This is a genomic window from Pseudomonas sp. RGB, from assembly GCF_007713445.1.
In the GTDB taxonomy this organism is placed as follows: Bacteria; Pseudomonadota; Gammaproteobacteria; order Pseudomonadales; family Pseudomonadaceae; genus Aquipseudomonas.
This window is the reverse complement of the sequence record NZ_VMSH01000003.1, coordinates 601,603-620,440: the sequence shown is the minus strand read 5'-3', so window position 1 is coordinate 620,440 and position 18,838 is coordinate 601,603. Positions and strand designations below refer to the sequence as shown.

Annotated in this window: 19 protein-coding genes; 11 read left to right on the top strand and 8 right to left on the bottom strand. The window is 61.0% G+C overall.

Translation table 11 applies throughout. The annotated features are described in order from the left end of the window. Positions 1-141: 141 nt before the first annotated feature. Entirely contained in the window at positions 142-1,635 is a 1,494-nt protein-coding gene (locus tag FPT15_RS09820) for a CoA-acylating methylmalonate-semialdehyde dehydrogenase (RefSeq protein ID WP_145160391.1), read from the bottom strand. Positions 1,636-1,674: 39 nt separating this feature from the next. Further along, complete coding sequence (locus tag FPT15_RS09815) at positions 1,675-3,024, bottom strand: aspartate aminotransferase family protein (protein WP_106577754.1); 1,350 nt, start codon at positions 3,022-3,024, stop codon at positions 1,675-1,677. 125 nt (positions 3,025-3,149) lie between these two features. On the opposite strand from FPT15_RS09815, the gene FPT15_RS09810 reads away from it, so the two are divergent. The 4 genes from FPT15_RS09810 to FPT15_RS09795 all read left to right on the top strand — a co-directional run bounded on the left by FPT15_RS09810 (position 3,150) and on the right by FPT15_RS09795 (position 6,893). Beyond that, a complete protein-coding gene (locus FPT15_RS09810) occupies positions 3,150-4,070 on the top strand; it encodes a LysR family transcriptional regulator (RefSeq protein ID WP_145160389.1) in 921 nt (306 codons plus the stop codon). Positions 4,071-4,157: 87 nt separating this feature from the next. Next, a complete protein-coding gene (locus tag FPT15_RS09805) occupies positions 4,158-5,552 on the top strand; it encodes a uracil-xanthine permease family protein (RefSeq protein WP_145160387.1) in 1,395 nt (464 codons plus the stop codon). Positions 5,553-5,639: 87 nt separating this feature from the next. Further along, positions 5,640-6,299: a TetR/AcrR family transcriptional regulator gene (locus FPT15_RS09800; protein ID WP_106577751.1), complete on the top strand. Its 660-nt coding sequence runs from the start codon at positions 5,640-5,642 to the stop codon at positions 6,297-6,299. Between the two features lie 12 nt (positions 6,300-6,311). After that, positions 6,312-6,893 (top strand): YigZ family protein, encoded by a 582-nt coding sequence (locus FPT15_RS09795; protein ID WP_145160385.1) that lies wholly within the window; start codon positions 6,312-6,314, stop codon positions 6,891-6,893. Between the two features lie 66 nt (positions 6,894-6,959). Here FPT15_RS09795 and FPT15_RS09790 read toward each other — a convergent pair whose 3' ends face one another. Further along, positions 6,960-7,376, bottom strand: coding sequence for a hypothetical protein (locus FPT15_RS09790; protein ID WP_145160383.1), 417 nt, complete (start codon positions 7,374-7,376; stop codon positions 6,960-6,962). Positions 7,377-7,458: 82 nt separating this feature from the next. Between FPT15_RS09790 and FPT15_RS09785 the strand changes: the two genes are divergently transcribed. From FPT15_RS09785 to FPT15_RS09770, 3 genes are all read left to right on the top strand, one after another. Further along, the gene (locus tag FPT15_RS09785; protein WP_145160381.1) at positions 7,459-7,809 is read left to right on the top strand and encodes a MerR family transcriptional regulator; all 351 of its coding nucleotides are present in this window, start codon (positions 7,459-7,461) and stop codon (positions 7,807-7,809) included. A 25-nt stretch (positions 7,810-7,834) separates the two neighbouring features. Continuing rightward, entirely contained in the window at positions 7,835-8,521 is a 687-nt protein-coding gene (locus FPT15_RS09780; protein ID WP_145160379.1) for an SDR family oxidoreductase, read from the top strand. A 280-nt stretch (positions 8,522-8,801) separates the two neighbouring features. Then, a complete protein-coding gene (locus FPT15_RS09770; protein ID WP_145160377.1) occupies positions 8,802-10,160 on the top strand; it encodes an 8-oxoguanine deaminase in 1,359 nt (452 codons plus the stop codon). A gap of 55 nt (positions 10,161-10,215) precedes the next feature. Here the strand turns inward: FPT15_RS09770 and FPT15_RS09765 are convergent, their stop codons facing one another. After that, positions 10,216-11,307, bottom strand: coding sequence for a calcium:proton antiporter (locus FPT15_RS09765; RefSeq protein ID WP_145160376.1), 1,092 nt, complete (start codon positions 11,305-11,307; stop codon positions 10,216-10,218). Positions 11,308-11,501: 194 nt separating this feature from the next. Here FPT15_RS09765 and FPT15_RS09760 point away from each other — a divergent pair, with 194 nt between their 5' ends. Beyond that, the gene (locus FPT15_RS09760; RefSeq protein WP_119737737.1) at positions 11,502-12,455 is read left to right on the top strand and encodes an adenosine deaminase; all 954 of its coding nucleotides are present in this window, start codon (positions 11,502-11,504) and stop codon (positions 12,453-12,455) included. A gap of 138 nt (positions 12,456-12,593) precedes the next feature. On the opposite strand, the gene FPT15_RS09755 is transcribed toward FPT15_RS09760, so the two are convergent. The 3 genes from FPT15_RS09755 to FPT15_RS09745 form a co-directional block, all read right to left on the bottom strand. Next, the gene (locus tag FPT15_RS09755) at positions 12,594-13,964 is read right to left on the bottom strand and encodes an MFS transporter (RefSeq protein ID WP_145160373.1); all 1,371 of its coding nucleotides are present in this window, start codon (positions 13,962-13,964) and stop codon (positions 12,594-12,596) included. A gap of 57 nt (positions 13,965-14,021) precedes the next feature. Then, positions 14,022-14,756, bottom strand: coding sequence for a helix-turn-helix transcriptional regulator (locus tag FPT15_RS09750; protein ID WP_145160371.1), 735 nt, complete (start codon positions 14,754-14,756; stop codon positions 14,022-14,024). Positions 14,757-14,890: 134 nt separating this feature from the next. After that, complete coding sequence (locus FPT15_RS09745; RefSeq protein WP_145160368.1) at positions 14,891-15,820, bottom strand: LysR family transcriptional regulator; 930 nt, start codon at positions 15,818-15,820, stop codon at positions 14,891-14,893. 118 nt (positions 15,821-15,938) lie between these two features. Between FPT15_RS09745 and FPT15_RS09740 the strand changes: the two genes are divergently transcribed. From FPT15_RS09740 to FPT15_RS09730, 3 genes are all read left to right on the top strand, one after another. Continuing rightward, positions 15,939-16,232, top strand: a complete 294-nt coding sequence (locus tag FPT15_RS09740; RefSeq protein ID WP_145160367.1) for a putative quinol monooxygenase — start codon at positions 15,939-15,941, stop codon at positions 16,230-16,232. 24 nt (positions 16,233-16,256) lie between these two features. Then, the gene (locus tag FPT15_RS09735; RefSeq protein ID WP_145160365.1) at positions 16,257-17,270 is read left to right on the top strand and encodes a zinc-binding alcohol dehydrogenase family protein; all 1,014 of its coding nucleotides are present in this window, start codon (positions 16,257-16,259) and stop codon (positions 17,268-17,270) included. Positions 17,271-17,414: 144 nt separating this feature from the next. Continuing rightward, a complete protein-coding gene (locus FPT15_RS09730) occupies positions 17,415-17,597 on the top strand; it encodes a hypothetical protein (protein WP_017134711.1) in 183 nt (60 codons plus the stop codon). A gap of 8 nt (positions 17,598-17,605) precedes the next feature. Here the strand turns inward: FPT15_RS09730 and FPT15_RS09725 are convergent, their stop codons facing one another. Beyond that, positions 17,606-18,799 (bottom strand): multidrug effflux MFS transporter, encoded by a 1,194-nt coding sequence (locus FPT15_RS09725; RefSeq protein WP_145160363.1) that lies wholly within the window; start codon positions 18,797-18,799, stop codon positions 17,606-17,608. Positions 18,800-18,838: the final 39 nt, after the last annotated feature.

Below are 18,838 nucleotides of genomic sequence, written 5' to 3'. Positions count from 1 at the left end.
TTTCGACTGCGCCGGAAGTGGGGCGAATTATAGACTTCCAGAATCTGCCGTCAACACCTTTTTTTCACATTTCTGTCATATCGGTCAATAAAGCCCCAAAAACGACAAAGCCGGCCCCAGGGGGCCGGCTTTTATCCCGCCTTACAGGCTAGGAAAGGCAAACTGCGACGCTTCATGGCTGGCTCGTTGCGGCCAACGCTGGGTGATCGCCTTGCGACGGGTATAGAAACGCACCCCATCCGGCCCATAGGCATGCAAGTCGCCAAACAGCGAGCGCTTCCAGCCGCCGAAGCTATGATAAGCCACCGGCACCGGCAGCGGGACATTCACCCCGACCATGCCCACTTCAATCTCGTCACAGAACAGGCGCGCCGCCTCACCGTCACGAGTAAAGATGCAAGTGCCATTACCGTACTCGTGATCATTGATCAGCTGCATCGCCGCTTCCAGGCTATCCACCCGAACCACACACAGCACCGGCCCAAAAATCTCTTCTTTATAGATACGCATCTCAGGCGTCACGCGATCAAACAGGCTGCCACCCAGGAAGAAGCCTTCTTCATGGCCCGCAATACTTAACCCGCGACCATCCACCACCAGCTCAGCGCCCGAAGCCACACCGTCTTCTATATAGCCACTGACCTTATCCCGCGCCTGGCCAGTCACCAACGGCCCCATATCCAGGCCACACGAAGTGCCCGCGCCAATCTTCAGCGCCTTGACCTGCGGCACCAGCTTGGCGATCAACGCATCCGCCACCTGATCACCCACGCACACCGCCACCGAGATCGCCATGCAACGCTCACCGCACGAACCATACGCCGCGCCCATCAAGGCACTCACGGCGTTATCCAGGTCTGCGTCCGGCATCAGCACCGCGTGGTTCTTCGCCCCGCCCAGCGCTTGCACACGTTTGCCGCGCTTGGTCGCTTCGGAATAAATGTATTCGGCAATGGGCGTCGAGCCCACAAAGCTCAGCGCCTTGACTTCCGGCGCCTCGATCAGCGCATCCACCGCGCCCTTGTCACCGTGCACCACGCTCAACACGCCTTTAGGCAGGCCGGCTTCCTGCAGCAACTGCGCGATCAGCAGCGTAGAACTTGGATCACGTTCCGACGGCTTCAGGATGAAACAGTTGCCGCAGACAATGGCCAGCGGGTACATCCACAACGGCACCATCGCCGGGAAGTTGAACGGCGTAATACCAGCCACCACGCCCAACGGCTGGAAATCCGACCAGGCATCAATGTTCGGTCCCACGTTACGGCTGTACTCGCCCTTGAGAATCTCCGGCGCCGAGCACGCGTACTCGACGTTCTCGATCCCGCGCTTCAATTCACCCGCCGCGTCTTCCAGCGTCTTGCCGTGCTCTTCGCTGATCAACTGCGAAATGCGTGCTTCGTTTTGCTCCAGCAATTGCTTGAAACGAAACATCACCTGGGCACGTTTGGCCGGCGGGGTATTGCGCCACGCCGGGAACGCGGCCTTGGCCGAGTCGATCGCCTGTTGGATGGTTTCACGACTGGCCAATGGCACTTGGTGAATCACCTGGCCGGTAGACGGGTTGTACACGTCGGCACTCCGGCCGCTGTCATTGACCAACTCACCGTTGATCAAATGCTGGATAAGGCTCATGCAGGGCTCCTGAAAAGGTGTTCTATATAGAAGGAGGAATCAGTCGATCTTGTTCAGCACTTCGCCGACCGCGTCAAACAGACGATCCAGGTCCTGCGGCTTGCTGTTGAAGGTTGGCCCAAACTGCAGGGTGTCGCCGCCAAAGCGCACGTAGAAGCCGGCTTTCCACAAGGCCATGCCGGCCTCGAATGGACGCACGATGGCATCACCGTCACGCGGAGCAATCTGGATCGCGCCGGCCAGGCCGTAGTTACGAATGTCGATCACGTTCTTGCTGCCCTTCAAACCGTGCAGCGCATTCTCAAAGTGTGGCGCGACTTCGGCCACGCTCTGCACCAGGTTTTCCTTCTGCAGCAGGTCCAATGCCGCCAGGCCAGCCGCGCACGCCACCGGGTGCGCCGAGTAGGTATAGCCGTGGGGGAATTCCACGGCGTACTCCGGCGTCGCCTGGTTCATGAAGGTCTGATAGATCTCGCTGCTGGCAATCACCGCGCCCATCGGGATCGCGCCGTTGGTGACTTGCTTGGCGATGCACATCAGGTCCGGGGTCACGCCGAAGCTGTCGGCGCCGAACATTGAGCCGGTACGGCCGAACCCGGTGATCACTTCGTCGAACACCAGCAGGATGTTGTGCTGATCGCAGATCTCACGCAGACGCTTGAGGTAGCCCTGTGGCGGCACCAGCACGCCAGCGGAGCCGGCCATCGGCTCAACAAACACGGCGGCAATGTTCGACGCGTCGTGCAGTTCGATCAACTTGAGCAGCTCATCGGCCAAGGCGATACCGCCCTGCTCCGGCATGCCACGAGAAAACGCATTGCTCGCCAGCAAGGTGTGAGGCAGGTGATCCACATCCATCAAGCCCTGACCAAACAGCTTCCGGTTACCGTTGACGCCGCCCAGGCTGGTGCCGGCGATGTTGACACCGTGATAGCCACGGGCGCGGCCGATCATTTTGGTCTTGGTCGCCTGGCCCTTAAGGCGCCAGTAGGCGCGCACCATCTTTACCGCGGTATCGGCGCACTCAGAGCCGGAGTCCGTGAAAAACACGTGGTTCAGATTGCCCGGCGTCAGGTCGGTAATCTTTTCTGCCAGCTGGAACGACAGCGGATGGCCGTATTGGAAGCCCGGGGAGTAGTCCAGGGTGCCCAGTTGCTTGGCGACCGCTTCCTGGATTTCCTTGCGGGTGTGCCCGGCGCCGCAGGTCCACAGGCCCGACAACGAGTCGTACACCTTGCGGCCCTTGTCATCGGTCAACCAACTGCCTTCGGCGGCCACGATCAGGCGCGGGTCACGCTGGAAGTTACGGTTGGCGGTGTAGGGCATCCAGTGCGCATCCAACTTCAATTGGCTGGCCAGGGACGTAGGGGCGTTTTCGGGCATGTTCATCAGCAAAACCTCGCAGGGCAAAAGGCAGCGTCGGGATTGAAAAGCGTTCTTGCAGCTAAATTGCCACGGAGATAAAGTCGGTGAAATTCAACTTTTCTAACCTTCAGTCAGGCCTTCACTAAACTATGAGCAGCCGTCGACCCGACCCCCTGGCCCAAGTCAGTGACTTCGATATCCGCCTGTTGCGCATCTTTCGCAGCGTGGTGGAGTGCGGCGGCTTCTCAGCAGCAGAAACCGTGCTCGGCATTGGCCGCTCGGCCATCAGCCAGCAGATGAGCGACCTCGAACAGCGCCTGGGATTGCGCCTGTGCCAACGCGGGCGTGCCGGTTTCTCACTCACCGAAGAAGGCCGCGAGGTCTACCAATCGGCCCTGCAGCTATTAAGTGCCCTGGAAAGCTTTCGCACTGAGGTCAACGGCCTGCACCAGCATTTGCGTGGCGAGCTGATCATCGGCCTCACCGACAACCTCGTCACCCTGCCCCACATGCGCATCACTCACGCGTTGGCACAGTTGAAGGAACGCGGCCCGGACGTGCAGATACAAATCCGCATGATCGCCCCCAATGAAGTCGAGCAAGGCGTACTCGACGGCCGCCTGCATGTCGGCGTTGTCCCCCAGGCCAGCGCGCTGTCGGGCCTGGAATACCAGCCGCTCTACAGCGAACGTTCGCTGCTCTATTGCGCGGTTGGCCATCCGCTGTTTTATGCCGACGACAAACAACTGGACGACACCCGCCTCGACAGCCAGGACGCCATCGCCCCCACCTTCCGCTTGCCCGCCGAGATCCAGGCCCATTACCAGGCACTCAACTGCACCGCCAGTGCCTCGGACCGCGAAGGCATGGCGTTCCTGATCCTCACGGGTCGCTACATTGGTTACCTGCCTGACCACTACGCTAGCCTGTGGGTGCAACAAGGCCGACTGCGTGCGCTGAAACCGACTACACGTTTTTACGATTTGAGCCTCGCATCGGTCACGCGCAAGGGCCGTCGCCCTCATTTGGTGCTGGAAAGCTTTCTCGAAAGTCTGGCGGCAACGCGCTAGCTCGGGCCTTTCGGCAAAAGCTGAGCAACTGGACAGCTTTTTGCAAGGCACAAGGACCTTGAACCGTCCGCCCTGAGTTTGCCCGCCATGCCACCAGAAACCTCCAGCCCCAGCGACCTGATCTACGGCCTCAACGACCGCCCAAAACCCATCCCGGCAATACTGGCCGCCGCGCAACACGTGCTGGCGGCGTTCGTCGGCATTATCACGCCGCCTTTGATTATTGGCTCCACGCTGGGCCTCACCGCCCATTTGCCCTACCTGATCAGCATGGCGTTGATGGTCTCCGGCGTCGGCACCTTCATTCAGGCACGCAGGCCATTTGGCATCGGTGCCGGGATGATCTGCCTGCAAGGCACCAGCTTTGCGTTTCTCGGCGCGGTGTTGTCGGCAGGCTTTCTGGTCAAGCAACGCGGTGGCAGCCCGGAAGACATCATGGCGATGGTCTTCGGCGTGTGCTTTTTCGGCGCAGCGGTACAGATCGTGCTGAGCCGCTTTATCGGCCAACTGCGCCGTGTGATCACGCCCCTGGTCACCGGGATTGTGATTACGCTGATCGGCATCAGCCTGATCAAGGTGGGCATCACCGACCTCGGCGGCGGTTTTAACGCGCCCGACTTCGGCGCTCCGGTGAACCTGGCGTTGGGCGTGTTCGTGGTGCTGACCATCATTTTGCTCAACCGCTCCAATACCCCGTGGATACGCCTTTCGGCGATCATCATCGGCTTGGCCCTCGGCAGCCTGGCCGCCTGGTTCAGCGGCAAACTGGTGCCCCAAGCACTGCCCGACTTGCCCTTGATCAGCGTGCCAATGCCCTTTCGCTTTGGTTTCAACTTCGACTGGAGCGCTTTTTTGCCCATCGCGCTGATTTATCTGATCAGCAGCATCGAAACCGTCGGTGACCTCACCGCCAATTGCATGATTGCGCGCCAACCCATCAGCGGCCCTTCTTATATAAGCCGACTCAAAGGCGGCGTATTGGGCGATGGTGTGAGTTGCATGATCGCCGCTACCTTCAGCGCCTTTCCCAACACCACCTTCGCGCAGAACAACGGCGTGATCCAACTCACCGGCGTCGCCAGCCGTTACGTCGGTTTGTACATCGGCGTGCTGTTGTTCTGTCTCGGCTTGTTTCCGTTGATTGGTGCCGTGCTGCAGCAAATTCCCAAGCCGGTATTGGGCGGCGCCACCCTGGTGATGTTCGGCAGCGTGGCCGCTGCCGGTGTGCGCATCCTTGCCCAGGCACCACTGGACCGGCGCAGCATGCTGATCATCGCCACCTCGTTCGGCGTCGGCTTGGGCATTGCCGCCCAACCGGACCTGTTGCACTTGATGCCGTCCCTGGTGCGAAACCTGTTCGACTCAGCCATCACCAGCGGCGGCCTGACCGCCATCGTGTTGTGCCTGTTGTTACCGGAAACCAAAGCGACCTGCGTTGGCGCAAACCACGCGCCGGAAAGCGACACGCTGGAACCGCTTTGACGGTTTTATTGCATCGGGACTTGTCTGAGGCTTGAGGGTGGGTTATCTGTGCACACGTCGTCTCTATCGATCAGCACGGAAACCTCCATGAGCCTCGAAGTTCCTGCCCACAGCAACCACGCCGGTAAACCCGCCAGCCGCATTCGGCAAAAGAACGAACAAGCGATTCTGCAGGCTGCTGAAGACGAGTTCGCGCGCCATGGCTACAAAGGCACCAGCATGAACACCATTGCCTCGAGTGCCGGGCTGCCCAAGGCCAACCTGCATTACTACTTCACCAACAAGCTCGGCCTGTACATCGCGGTGCTCAGCAATATCCTAGAACTGTGGGACAGCACCTTCAACGCGCTGACCGCCGAGGACGACCCGGCCGTGGCGCTCACCCGCTACATCCGCACCAAGATGGAGTTTTCCCGGCGTCACCCACAGGCCTCGCGGATCTTCGCCATGGAAATCATCAGTGGTGGCGAATGCCTCACCGAATATTTCAGCCAGGATTACCGCGCCTGGTTCAGTGGTCGCGCCGCCGTGTTCCAGGCCTGGATCGACGCCGGCAAGATGGACCCCATCGACCCCGTGCACCTGATCTTCCTGCTATGGGGCAGCACCCAGCACTACGCCGACTTTGCCACCCAGATCTGCCGCGTCACCGGCCGCACCAAGCTGACCAAACAAGACATGGAAGACGCCGGCAGCAACCTGATCCACATCATTCTCAAAGGCTGTGGCATCAAGCCAGCCCTCTAAACGAAGCGACTTATGCCTTTCACGCTTACCGGCCTTTGCGAATTTCGTGAAGAAATACGCAAAAGCCGCTTTATTACCCTCGCGGCGCCGATCAGCAGCGCGCAAGACGCCCAAGCGTTTTTCGAGCAATACAGCGACCTCAACGCCACGCACAACTGCTGGGCCTGGAAACTCGCCGACCAGTACCGCAGCAACGACGACGGCGAACCCGGCGGTACCGCGGGGCGGCCGATTCTGGCCGCCATCGAGGCCCAAGGCTTTGATCAGGTCGCCGTGCTGGTGATTCGCTGGTACGGCGGCATCCAACTGGGCACCGGTGGCCTCGCCCGTGCCTACGGTGGCGGCGCGAACAAATGCCTGCAAAATGCCGAGCGCATCGAGCTGATCAGCCGCGTGCCACTGAGCTGCGCCTGCGGCTTTTCCGAGCTGAACCTGGTGAAACTGCGGGTCGCCGAACTGGGCGGGCTGGTGGTGGAGGAAACCTTCACCGCCAATGGCGTGGAGCTGCAGCTGGCACTGGGCGAGGCGGCTATCGACACGCTGCAAACCCAACTTGCCGACCTGAGCCGTGGGCGCATCCTGCTGGCGCGCTGAAACTGCCCACATCTACTGTGCACCTGCCTGTGGATAACCTGAGCACATCCGCCTGTAACCCTTCTGTCATAAGGGCTTACGGGCGCCGGTCATTTTTTGATCAGTCTCCACGGGGACCATCTGCGCGATGCCCCACGCCCCCTCAAACAGCAAAGTGACCCACAGCACCGCCGTCGCGCCCTGCATCAGCGCGTAGAGCTGCCATGTCGCGAACAGTGCGCGGCCGGCCGCGTCATAGAGGCCAAACTGGCGCTGCGGGTCGCGAATTCGCAGCACCGCCCACACGCACACAATCGAGCCAAGCAAATTGGCCATCAGCACATGCGCCGGTGCAAACGCCGGCAACGTCCCCGGCAGGTTCAAACCCTGCAACACGCTGTGCACCAACACAAAGCTCCACGGTGTGACAAACGCCGCGGTCACGATCAAGTCATACCAGGCGCTGGCGCGCACCAGTGTTCGGTATTGGGCAGCGGTCCACATATCGGCAAGCTCCTTGAATTAAGAAGCCAGCAGGCTAAAGCTTGGAGTATGCTCCAGGGTCAAGCCCTTTCGAGCCCGCCCCATGCGTATCGGCGAACTAGCCCAGGCCAGCCAGGTCAGCCGCGACACCCTGCGTTTCTACGAGCAGCGCGGGTTGATCGCAGCACAACGCAGCGCCAACGGTTACCGCGACTACCCGCCAGACATGGTGCAACTGGTGCTCTACATCAAGACCGCGCAACGCCTGGGCTTCAGCCTGGGCGAGATCGGCAGCAGCGTCGCCGCCCTGTGGCAGGCGCCCGACCCCGACAGCGCTGTCACGCAATTGCTGCAAGACAAGCTCAACCTGATCGAAACCCGTATCAACGAACTCGGCCACCTGCGCCAGGAGTTGCAGCAAAGGCTGGGGCAACGTTGTCCACTGAATCCGTGAACCTTCATTCCAAAGGAAGCCTTTCATGTCTACGCCAAAAACCGCACTGATCATCGGCGCCTCGCGCGGGCTGGGCCTTGGCCTGGTCAAGCAATTGCTTCAGGACGGCTGGGATGTGACCGCCACCGTGCGCGATCCGAACAAGGCCGATGCGCTCAAAGCCGCAGGCCCGGTACACGTCGAAAAGCTGGACATGGATGATCAGCAAGCCGTGATCGCCCTGAGCCAGCGCCTCAAGGACCGCACCTTCGACCTGCTGTTCGTCAACGCCGGCGTCAAAGGCCCCGCCAATCAAGAGCCTGGCCACGCCACCCTGGCGGAAGTCGGCCAGCTGTTCTTCACCAACGCCGTGGCACCGATCAACCTGGCCCAGCGTTTTGTCGGGAAGATTCGCAAAGACAGCGGCGTGCTGGCCTTCATGAGCTCAGTGCTCGGCAGCGTGACCATTCCCGACGGTGCGGACCTGGCGCTGTACAAGGCCAGCAAGGCTGCACTCAACTCCATGACCAACAGCTTTATCACCCAACTCGGTGACCAAAAGCTCACCGTGCTGTCGCTGCACCCGGGCTGGGTGAAGACCGATATGGGCGGTGAAAACGCGCTCATTGATGTCGACACCAGCGTGCGCGGCCTGATCGATCAGGTAAATGCCTACACGGGCAAGGGCGGCCATCACTTCGTGGACTACAAAGGCGACACCATCGCCTGGTAATACCACGGATCAAAATGTGGGAGCGGGCTTGCCCGCGAAGACGTCGGCCCAGCCAACCTTAATGTTGACTGGCACACCGCTATCGCGGGCAAGCCCGCTCCCACAGGGGCCCGCTTCGCTGAACGGCACTGGTGACTCAAGAGCACCTCGCGCCTGCAGCTGGACCGGATCCAGAACTCCACGTAATCTACCGACCTCGCCTCAACCGGCGACCCTGGATCAGCAGACAGGGCAACACTGAGCTGGCAAACCTGAACCCATCATTCAGAGGAGCCGGCCAATGCCTGCGACCCGTATCTGGTTAAAAAACCCCCTCGCGATTTTCACTGCCAATGGCCTCGATGCCCGTGGCGGCCTGGTGCTGCAAGACGGTGTGATCACCGAACTGCTGGGCTGGGGGCAAGAGCCTGCCGTGCCCTGCGCACAGGTGTTCGACGCGCGCGAACATGTGATCCTGCCGGGGCTGATCAACACCCACCATCACTTCTATCAGACCCTGACCCGCGCCTGGGCACCGGTGGTCAACCAGCCGTTGTTCCCGTGGCTCAAAACCCTCTACCCAGTGTGGGCCCGGCTGACCCCGGAAAAACTCGCTTTGGCGTCCAAAGTCGCCTTGGCGGAATTGCTGCTCTCAGGCTGCACCACCGCGGCCGATCACCACTACCTGTTCCCTGACGGCCTGGAAAACGCCATCGACGTGCAAGTGCAAAGCGTGCGCGAACTGGGCATGCGCGCCATGCTCACCCGCGGTTCCATGAGCCTGGGTGAAGCCGACGGCGGTCTGCCGCCGCAGCAGACCGTGCAACAAGGCCAAGTGATCCTCGACGACAGCCAACGCCTGATCCGCGAATACCATGAGCGCGGCGACGGCGCACAGATCCAGATTGCCCTGGCGCCCTGCTCGCCGTTTTCGGTCACCCCGCAAATCATGCAAGCCAGCGCCGAACTGGCCAACAGCCTCGATGTGCGCCTGCACACGCACCTGGCGGAAACCCTCGACGAAGAAGACTTCTGCCTGCAGCGCTTCGGCCTGCGCACCGTGGATTATCTCGACAGCGTCGGCTGGCTCGGCCCGCGCACCTGGCTGGCCCATGGCATTCACTTCAACCCGGATGAAATCGCACGCCTGGGCGCCGCCGGCACCGGTATCTGCCATTGCCCAAGCTCGAACATGCGCCTGGCCTCCGGCATCTGTCCGACCCTGGACCTGCTCGCCGCCGGTGCGCCGATTGGCCTGGGCGTGGACGGCTCGGCGTCCAACGACGCCTCGAACATGATCCTTGAAGCGCGCCAGGCCCTGTACATCCAGCGCCTGCGTTACGGCGCAGAAAAGATCACCCCAGAAGGCGTGCTGGGCTGGGCGACCAAAGGATCGGCGCAATTACTGGGGCGCACGGATATCGGTGAACTGGCCGTGGGCAAACAGGCTGACCTGGCGCTGTTCAAGCTCGATGAACTGCGTTTTTCCGGCAGCCATGATCCAATTTCGGCGCTGCTGCTGTGCGGCGCCGACCGGGCGGATCGGGTGATGATCGGGGGCAAATGGCGAGTGATTGACGGGCAGGTTGAAGGGCTGGATCTGAAAGGTTTGATTGCCGATCACAGCCAGGCGGCGCGACAGTTGATCGCCGGAACCTAAGTCAGGCGCAGACCAAAATGTGGGAGGGGGCAAGCCCCCTCCCACATTGGTTTGGTTACAACCCCAGCAACGACAGCATGATAAACGTCGCAAACAACACAAAATGGGTCATCCCTTCGATGGCATTCGTTTCGCCATCGTTGAGGTTGATCGCACTGACAACCAGCGTGATCAACACCATCACGGTTTGCACCGGCGTCATCGCCATCTGGAACGGCTGGCCGGTGTAGAGCGCCATGGCCTCCATCACCGGCACCGTCAAAATCACCGTCGACAACGACGCACCGAGTGCGATGTTGACCACTGACTGCATGCGGTTGGCCAAAGCTGCGCGCAATGCCGTCAGAATTTCCGGCGCCGCCGAAATAGCCGCAACCACAATCGCCGTGATCACCGGCGGTGCGCCCGTGCCTTCCAGGCCCAGGTCGAGGGTCTTGGACATCACCTCGGCCAGTGCGCCGATCACAATCACGCCAAACACCAAGGTGCCAATGGAGAAAGCCAAACTGATCGGCGGCTCCTGCTGTTCTTCCGGCTGTTTCTTGCGGCGTTTTTCCGGGTAGCTGTAACTGAAGAAATAACTGTGCGGCCCCACCTGCATGCGCAAAAACAGGGTGTAAAGCAGCACCATCGCACCGATGGTGAACGCCGAGTAAATTTTCCAGTCAGCCTGAGGGATAAATTCCGGCACCACCATCGACACGCCCATGGCCGTAAGGATCATCACGCTGTAGCTGCGTGCCGAGTCATCGTTGTAGGACTGTTCGCCATGTTTGATGCCGCCCATCAGCGCAGCCAGGCCGAGGATGCCGTTGATATCGAGCATCACAGCCGAATAAATCGTGTCGCGCACCAGCGTCGGTGAGGGTTCGTTGCTCATCATGATCGCCAGGATCACCACCTCCACCAACACCGCGGCGAGGGTCAGGATCATGGTGCCGTAAGGGTCACCGACCTTTTCCGCCAGTTGTTCAGCGTGGTGGGCAACGCGCATCGAAGCCACGACGATGAAAACGATCAGCGCCACGCCACTGAGTAACGCCACCATCTGCCCGCTGTGCAGCATCCAGTGCTCCAACGGGTAGGCGACGATGGCGGCAATCAGCGCCAGTAACATGTATTTTTCTTGCTTAAGGGATGTGAGCATTCCGGGCCTTTTCATGCAGCAAATCAGTCATTGATGGGGTACAGACTGCACCACGCTGCTAACGTTTCGTTACACCTTAGTTCACGTGGCCCTTGCGTGAAAAAAACCAATACTCTCCTGCTGGTCAGGTTTTGCCGATTATTTCGGCCATGGCCTGTAGAATGCCGCCATTGCACCTGATGAGAATTTAGAAAATGTACGATTGGCTCAACGCCCTGCCCAAGGCTGAATTGCACCTGCACCTGGAAGGCTCGCTGGAGCCTGAATTGCTGTTCGCACTGGCCGAACGCAACAAGATTGCACTGCCTTGGAACGACGTCGAAACCCTGCGCAAGGCTTACGCCTTCAACAATCTGCAAGAGTTTCTCGACCTGTATTACCAGGGCGCCGATGTGCTGCGCACCTCCCAGGATTTCTACGACCTGACCTGGGCCTACCTGCTGCGCTGCAAAGAACAGAACGTGATCCACACCGAACCCTTCTTCGACCCGCAAACCCACACCGACCGTGGCGTGCCGTTTGAAGTCGTGCTCAACGGCATTGCCGCTGCGCTCAAAGATGGCGAGCAGCAACTGGGCATCACCAGCGGTTTGATCCTCAGCTTCCTGCGCCACCTGAGTGAAGCCGAAGCTGAAAAAACCCTCGACCAGGCGCTGCCATTTCGCGACGCATTTGTGGCCGTGGGCCTGGACAGCTCGGAAATGGGCCACCCGCCGAGCAAGTTCCAGCGCGTGTTCGACCGCGCCCGGCACGAAGGCTTCCTCACCGTGGCCCACGCCGGCGAAGAAGGCCCGCCCGAGTACATCTGGGAAGCCATCGACCTGCTGAAAATCCAGCGTATCGACCATGGCGTGCGCGCCATCGAAGACGAACGTTTGATGCAGCGGATCATCGACGAGCAAATCCCATTGACCGTGTGCCCGCTGTCCAACACCAAGCTGTGCGTGTTCGACGACATGGCCCAGCACAACATCCTCGACATGCTCGAGCGTGGCGTGAAAGTCACGGTGAACTCGGATGACCCGGCGTACTTCGGCGGTTATGTCACCGAGAACTTCCACGCGCTGTATACCTCACTGGGCATGACCCAGGACCAGGCCAAACGCCTGGCGCAGAACAGCCTGGATGCGCGGCTCGTGAAGCCTTAAGCAACAACGGCTGACACGACAAAATCAATGTGGGAGCCGGGCTTGCCCGCGAAGGCGATGTATCAGTCAATACATGTGTCGACTGAAACACCGCTTTCGCGAGCAAGCCCGCTCCCACAGTGGTTTTTGTACTGTTCCTCAGATTTCGGTCAATTCTTCCAGCGTCTTGCCCTTCGTCTCCATCCCAAAAACCCACACCACCAGCGCCGCCACGGCAAAACACAGCGCGCCCAAGGCAAACACGCCGCCCTGCCCCGTGATCGGAAACACCAGCCCCGTTACCAACGGCCCGAGCAACGAGCCGACCCGACCAATCGCAGAGGCAAACCCGGAACCGGTTGCCCGCGCTGAAGTGGGATACAGCTCTGGCGTGTAGGTGTACAGCACCGCCCACATACCAAACAGGAAGAACTGCATCAACAGACCCGACGTAATCAGCAGCCCCACGTTGCCGCCAAACACTGCGCTTTGCCCATACACAAACGCCATCACGCCACCGCCCAGCAAGGTCACGACGCAGACCGGCTTGCGCCCCCAGCGCTCCACCAGCCAGGCGGCCATCAGAAACCCGGGAATCCCGCCCAGGGAAATGATCACCGTGTAGTACACCGACTGAGTGACCGCAAACCCCGACTGCTGCAACAAAGCGCTCAACCAGGAGGTGAGCCCGTAGAAGCCGAGCAACGCAAAGAACCACACACTCCAGATCATCATCGTGCGTTGCCGATACTGCGGCGACCACAGCTGCTGAAACGCCGAGAAAAACGTCCCCGGTACGCTCTCAACCCGTGGCAGGGCAATCGGCGCCGGCAAGTCGGCGCGCCCCAGCGAATCGCGCACTTTTTGCTCGATACCCTGCAACACCTTATCCGCCGCCGCGTGCCGACCGGCCTGCTCAAGCCAGCGCGGCGACTCCGGGATAAAAAACCGGATCGCCAGCACAAACACCGCCGGCACCGCCAACACCAAAAAAATGTCACGCCAACCAATCACCGGCAGCAAGAAATAAGACAGCACGCCCGCCGCCACAAAACCCAACGGCCAGAAGCCATCCATCAGGGCGATGTAGCGCCCGCGCCCCTTGGCAGGGATCAGCTCAGAAAGCATCGACTGCGCAATCGGGAACTCCATGCCCATGCCGATCCCCAGCAAAATGCGAAACAGCGTCAGCGTTTCCACCGTCTGCGCCGTGGAGCACAGGTAGCTGGCGACGCCCCACAACACGATGCTCCACTGGAACACCGGTTTGCGTCCAAACCGGTCCGCCAACATTCCGGATAAAGATGCACCGACCACCATGCCGAAAAAACTCGAACTGGCCAGCAACCCGGCCTGGGCCGTACTGAGGCCGAACTCGGTTTTGATCGACCCCAACAGGAAAGTCATCATCGCCAGGTCCATGGAATCGAAGAAAAACGCCAGCGCGATGATGATAAAGATGATTCGGTGGTAGCCGCTGATGGGCAACCGTTCCAGCCGTTCCGCTGCGCTATAGCCTTGCATGCCCATGCCGCACCCCCTGTATGAAAAATCCCCAACGCGAGTGTGCGGTATCGTTTTGCCTGGTTATTGCTGGATGCGACCTGACTGAAACTCTGAGCGACCATTGCCCTCCTGAGGCGCGGCCAGGCGGCTGATTTCCCCAAGCCCGATGTCGGAGAACTGCAGGGCGTGGGACTCGTTGACCACGCTGACCCAGCCCGATTGCAAAAACAGCTGCAACAGCCCCGCCCCCAATGCGCCCCCCAAGTGCGGTTGCTGCTGACTCCAGTCAAAACAATCGCACGCCAGGGGCGAGGCCAACGCGTGGGTAAAAATGCCCAGGCCTGCCAGGCACTGCGCGCCCTTGACGGTGACCTCGGTACGCTGCTCATGACGGTCGATCCAACCGGCCTGAAACATGCGCTGGTAAAGCCCTGCGCCCAGTTCTCCGCCCAGGTGGCCATGGCATAACCGGGCTCGCCGCAACGACGCCGGCGCCACCAGCGTCGGCGGCAGACCCTGCGGCGCACTGCGCACGGCGCTGGCCATGGTGGTACTGGCCAACGCGTCGATGGCAACGCTGACGTCGACGGCGGCGACACGAAACACGCGCTTGCCACGCTGGGCTTCAACCCGCAGCAAACCGCTTCCAGTCAGGCGCGACAAATGCGCGATCGCCGAAGCCGACGACAGCCCGGCAAGCCTCGCCAGCTCCTCTGACGATTTCGCCGACCCGTCCATCAAGGCCCAGAGCATGGCGGTGCGCTTGGGCTCGCAGAGCAAGCTGGCGATGTGACTGATGCAGGGTGCTTCTTCCATGTATTCACTCCTTGTTAAACCATTTGTCTGCTGCGGTTGGAACCAAAGTATAGGGGCGCAAACCGCCCGTTCCGCGGCGTCTGACAGCGCGGATAGGGACAGGATCTGAGTGAAATTTCTTGCTTTGATGGAGGCTATTGCGCGGTGCTCAATCGCTCCGGCCATTGCGCAGTCAATGTCGCACAGCGGGCCACGAGCATTTCCCGCAACAGGTTGATGGGCTTGCTCAATTGCGCACGATGCGCGCACAGCAGGTTGAGCGGCGTGCGCTCACCGCGCAGCTCCGGCAGGATCACGCGCAGACGCCCGGCCAGCACGTCGCTGCTCACATCCAGCCACGACTTGTAGGCGATACCGACACCCGCCACCGCCCAGCGCCGCACCACATCGGCGTCATCACTGAAGCGGTCGCCGCTCACCGTCAGGCTGACTTCACGCTTGCCGTCGTGAAAACCCCAGTGGTCGTGTACGCGGCTGCCGAGCATGTACAGCAGGCAATTGTGTTGCGCCAATTGCTCCAGATGCCGCGGCTCGCCGTGGCGGGCGAGGTAGCTGGGCGCGGCACACAGCACACGCCTGTTGTCCGGGGCGATGGGCAGCGCGATCAGGCTGGAGTCTTCGGGCTCGCCGTAACGCAGGGCGATATCCACCGGCTGGCGGAACAGGTCGGCGATCCGGTCGCCCAACAGCAGGCGCACGGTGAGCTGCGGGTAGTCGCGCTGGAACTCATCGAGCCATGGCAACAGCTGGTTGCGCCCGAAATCCGACGGCGCCGACAGCTGCAGCACGCCGCTGACATGGTCCTGGCCGCTGGCCAACAAGCGCCGCCCTTCGTCCAGCGAACTCAAGGCTGCGCGGGCATATTCCAGGAAGCCTTCACCTTCGGCGGTCAGCCGCAGGCTGCGGGTGGAGCGCGCCAGCAACCGCGCGCCCAGCTGCTGTTCGATGCGCTTGAGCGCCGCGCTGGCCACGGCCGGCGACAGGTCCATGACCCGCGCGGCAGCCGACAGACTGCCCAGGTCTGCCGCGCGTACAAACAACTGCAAATCATCAAAACGCAGCATGCATTACCGCCAATTATCAAAATTCTATTGAAACAGACTGCTGTTTTAGCGGGTTTTATCTTCACGGGAAATAGCCAATCATCTGCCCATCCCGTTCACCACGTGCCAGGAGTTGAATATGTCCACTGCCTTTAACGTCATCGCCACGCTGATCGCCAAACCCGGCCAACAGGCAACCCTGGAAACCCTGCTGCGCGGCCTGCTGGAACCAACCCGCCTGGAAGCCGGTTGCGAGCAATACGACCTGCACCAGGACCTGCAACATCCCGAGACCTTCTACATGCTCGAACGCTGGAGCGATGACGCAGCACTGGCCGACCACGACCAGAGCGCGCACATCCAGAACTTCCGCGCCAAGGCCGCTGATGTGATCGAACACTTCGTACTCAAGCGCCTGAAATTTCTTGCCTGATCACTGCCCTTTTCCGGAGTCCCCATGAAAGCCATTGCCTACTACGCTGCACTGCCAATCACCGATCCAAACTCCCTGCAAGACATCGAGCTGCCGGAGCCGGTCGCCGGCCCGCGCGACCTGCTGGTGGAAGTCAAAGCCATCTCGGTCAACCCGGTGGACACCAAGGTGCGCCAGAACGTCGCCCCGGAAAACGGTGCCGCCAAGGTGCTGGGCTGGGACGTGGCGGGTGTGGTCAAGGCCGTTGGCAGCGAAGTAACCCTGTTCAAAGCCGGAGACAAAGTGTTCTACGCCGGCTCGCTGGTACGCCCGGGTGGCAACAGCGAACTGCACACCGTGGATGAGCGCATCGTCGGTCATATGCCCAAGAGCCTGGGGTTTGCCGACGCCGCCGCGCTGCCGCTGACCGCCATCACGGCCTGGGAGTTGCTGTTCGAACGCCTGCAAGTGCGTGAAGGCAAGGAAGATGAAGGCCAGAGCCTGCTGATCGTCGGCGCCGCCGGGGGTGTGGGTTCGATTCTGACCCAGCTGGCCAGCCAGCTCACCGCACTGAAAGTCATCGGCACCGCCTCGCGTCCGCAAACCCAGGAATGGGCCAAGGCGCTCGGCGCCGACCTGGTGATCGATCACAGCCAACCGCTGAGCGAAGCGCTGAAAAACGCCGGCCACCCACAGGTGACCCACGTCGCCAGCCTGACCCAGACCGATCATCACCTCGACCAGTTGGTAGAAGCGCTGGAGCCACAAGGCAAGTTGGCGTTGATCGACGATCCGAAGTCGCTGGATGTGAGCAAGCTCAAGCGCAAGAGCCTGTCGCTGCATTGGGAGTTCATGTACACGCGCTCGATGTTCGAGACGCCGGACATGATCGAACAGCACAACCTGCTCAACCGCGTGGCTGAACTGATCGACGCCGGCACCTTGAAAACCACGGTGGGCGAGCACTTCGGTGTGATCAATGCCCAGAACCTGCGCCGTGCGCACACGCTGCTGGAAAGCGGTAAGGCCAAGGGCAAGATCGTGTTGGAAGGCTTTTAAAACGGTCTGTCAGCGTCGTCCTTTATTCCTGTGAGTAATGGACGACGCCGCTAGTCAGAGAGTTGACCTTTGTCATATTTGTGAGCGCATTCGGGTTTATATTGGCCGCCTTTGCCACGATTCTTTTACGTGAGGAAGTCAGCAATGAAGATCCTGATAAGAGCGTTAGCAAAATCGCCAGGTAACAAATGGCAGGTCAGCCTCGACGGCGACGCGTTCACCTTCCGCAGTGAGGCCGAAGCCCGGGCCTTCGCCGACACCCTGCAAGCGCGCATCCAGGCGCCGCACCGCATTCCCCTCAGCCAGCAACGCTCCGCCGCTGGCTGATCCGCACCTCAGACCTGCGCTTGCACGGCCCTCGCCCGTTGCAGGCGCTGGGTCGACATTGCAATCGTTACGGCCAATACACCGCACAAGGTGATGACCATCGCCATCGGCATCGCCGTGCCGTCGTGCAGCACGCCGACCAGCGACGCCGCGCCCGCCGCCACACCAAACTGAATGCAGCCCAGCAACGCCGACGCGCTGCCGGCCCGTGCGCCCTGCCCGCTCATGGCGCAGGCCGAGGTGTTGGGCAAAATGCAGCCAAGGCTGGCAATGCAGATAAACAGCGGCACCAGCAACGGCCACAACGCTTCGGTACGCAAGGCGGCAATGCCCAACAGCGACAACGCCGCTGCCACATACACCCATACCGTGCGCGACAACAAAAACGCCGGGCCGCGCTTGGCCAGCAACCGCGCATTGAGCTGCGCCACCAGGATAAAGCCGGCCGCGTTGGAGCCGAACAGCCAACCGTAATGCTCGGCAGGCACGCCGTAGAGTTTGATGAACACGAAGGGTGAGCCGGCGATGTAGGCAAACATCCCGGCAATCGAGATGCCGCCGGTCAGGGCGTAGCCCAGGTACACGCGGTCCGACAGCAGCGCGCCATAGCGGCGCAGCGAACCGGACAGCGGCTGGCGCGGTTGATGGGCCGGGAAGGTTTCCGGCAAGCCGACTGCCACGGCGATGGCTGCCATCACGCTGAATATCGACAGCGCCAGGAAAATAGACTGCCAGCCCCATAGCCCGACCATCAAGCCACCCGCCAACGGCGCGAGGATCGGCGCCAGGCCGGTGACCAGCATCAGTTGTGAATAAACCTTGGCTGAGCCCACGGCGTCACATTTGTCGCTGACCACCGCACGGGAAATCACCATGCCCGCACACCCGCCAAGGGCCTGCACGAAGCGTGCGCCGATCAGCCAGTCCAGGGACGGCGCATACGCGCAGGCAAAGGAGGCGATGGTAAACAGCGTTACGCCACTGAGCAGCGGCACGCGCCGGCCAAAGCGGTCGGCCAGCGGGCCGTAGATCAATTGGCCGATGGCCAGACCGGCGAAATACACCGCCAACGTCAGCTGGATATGTTTTTCGTCGGTGGCGAACGCCGTGGCCATTGCCGGAAAGCCCGGCAAGTAAAAGTCGATCGCCAACGGCGCGAAGGCGCTCAAGGCGCCCAGAATCAGGATTATGCGGAGGTTCATCAGACACCCAAGTGAGTCGGCAGCCCGACAGTCTAGCCG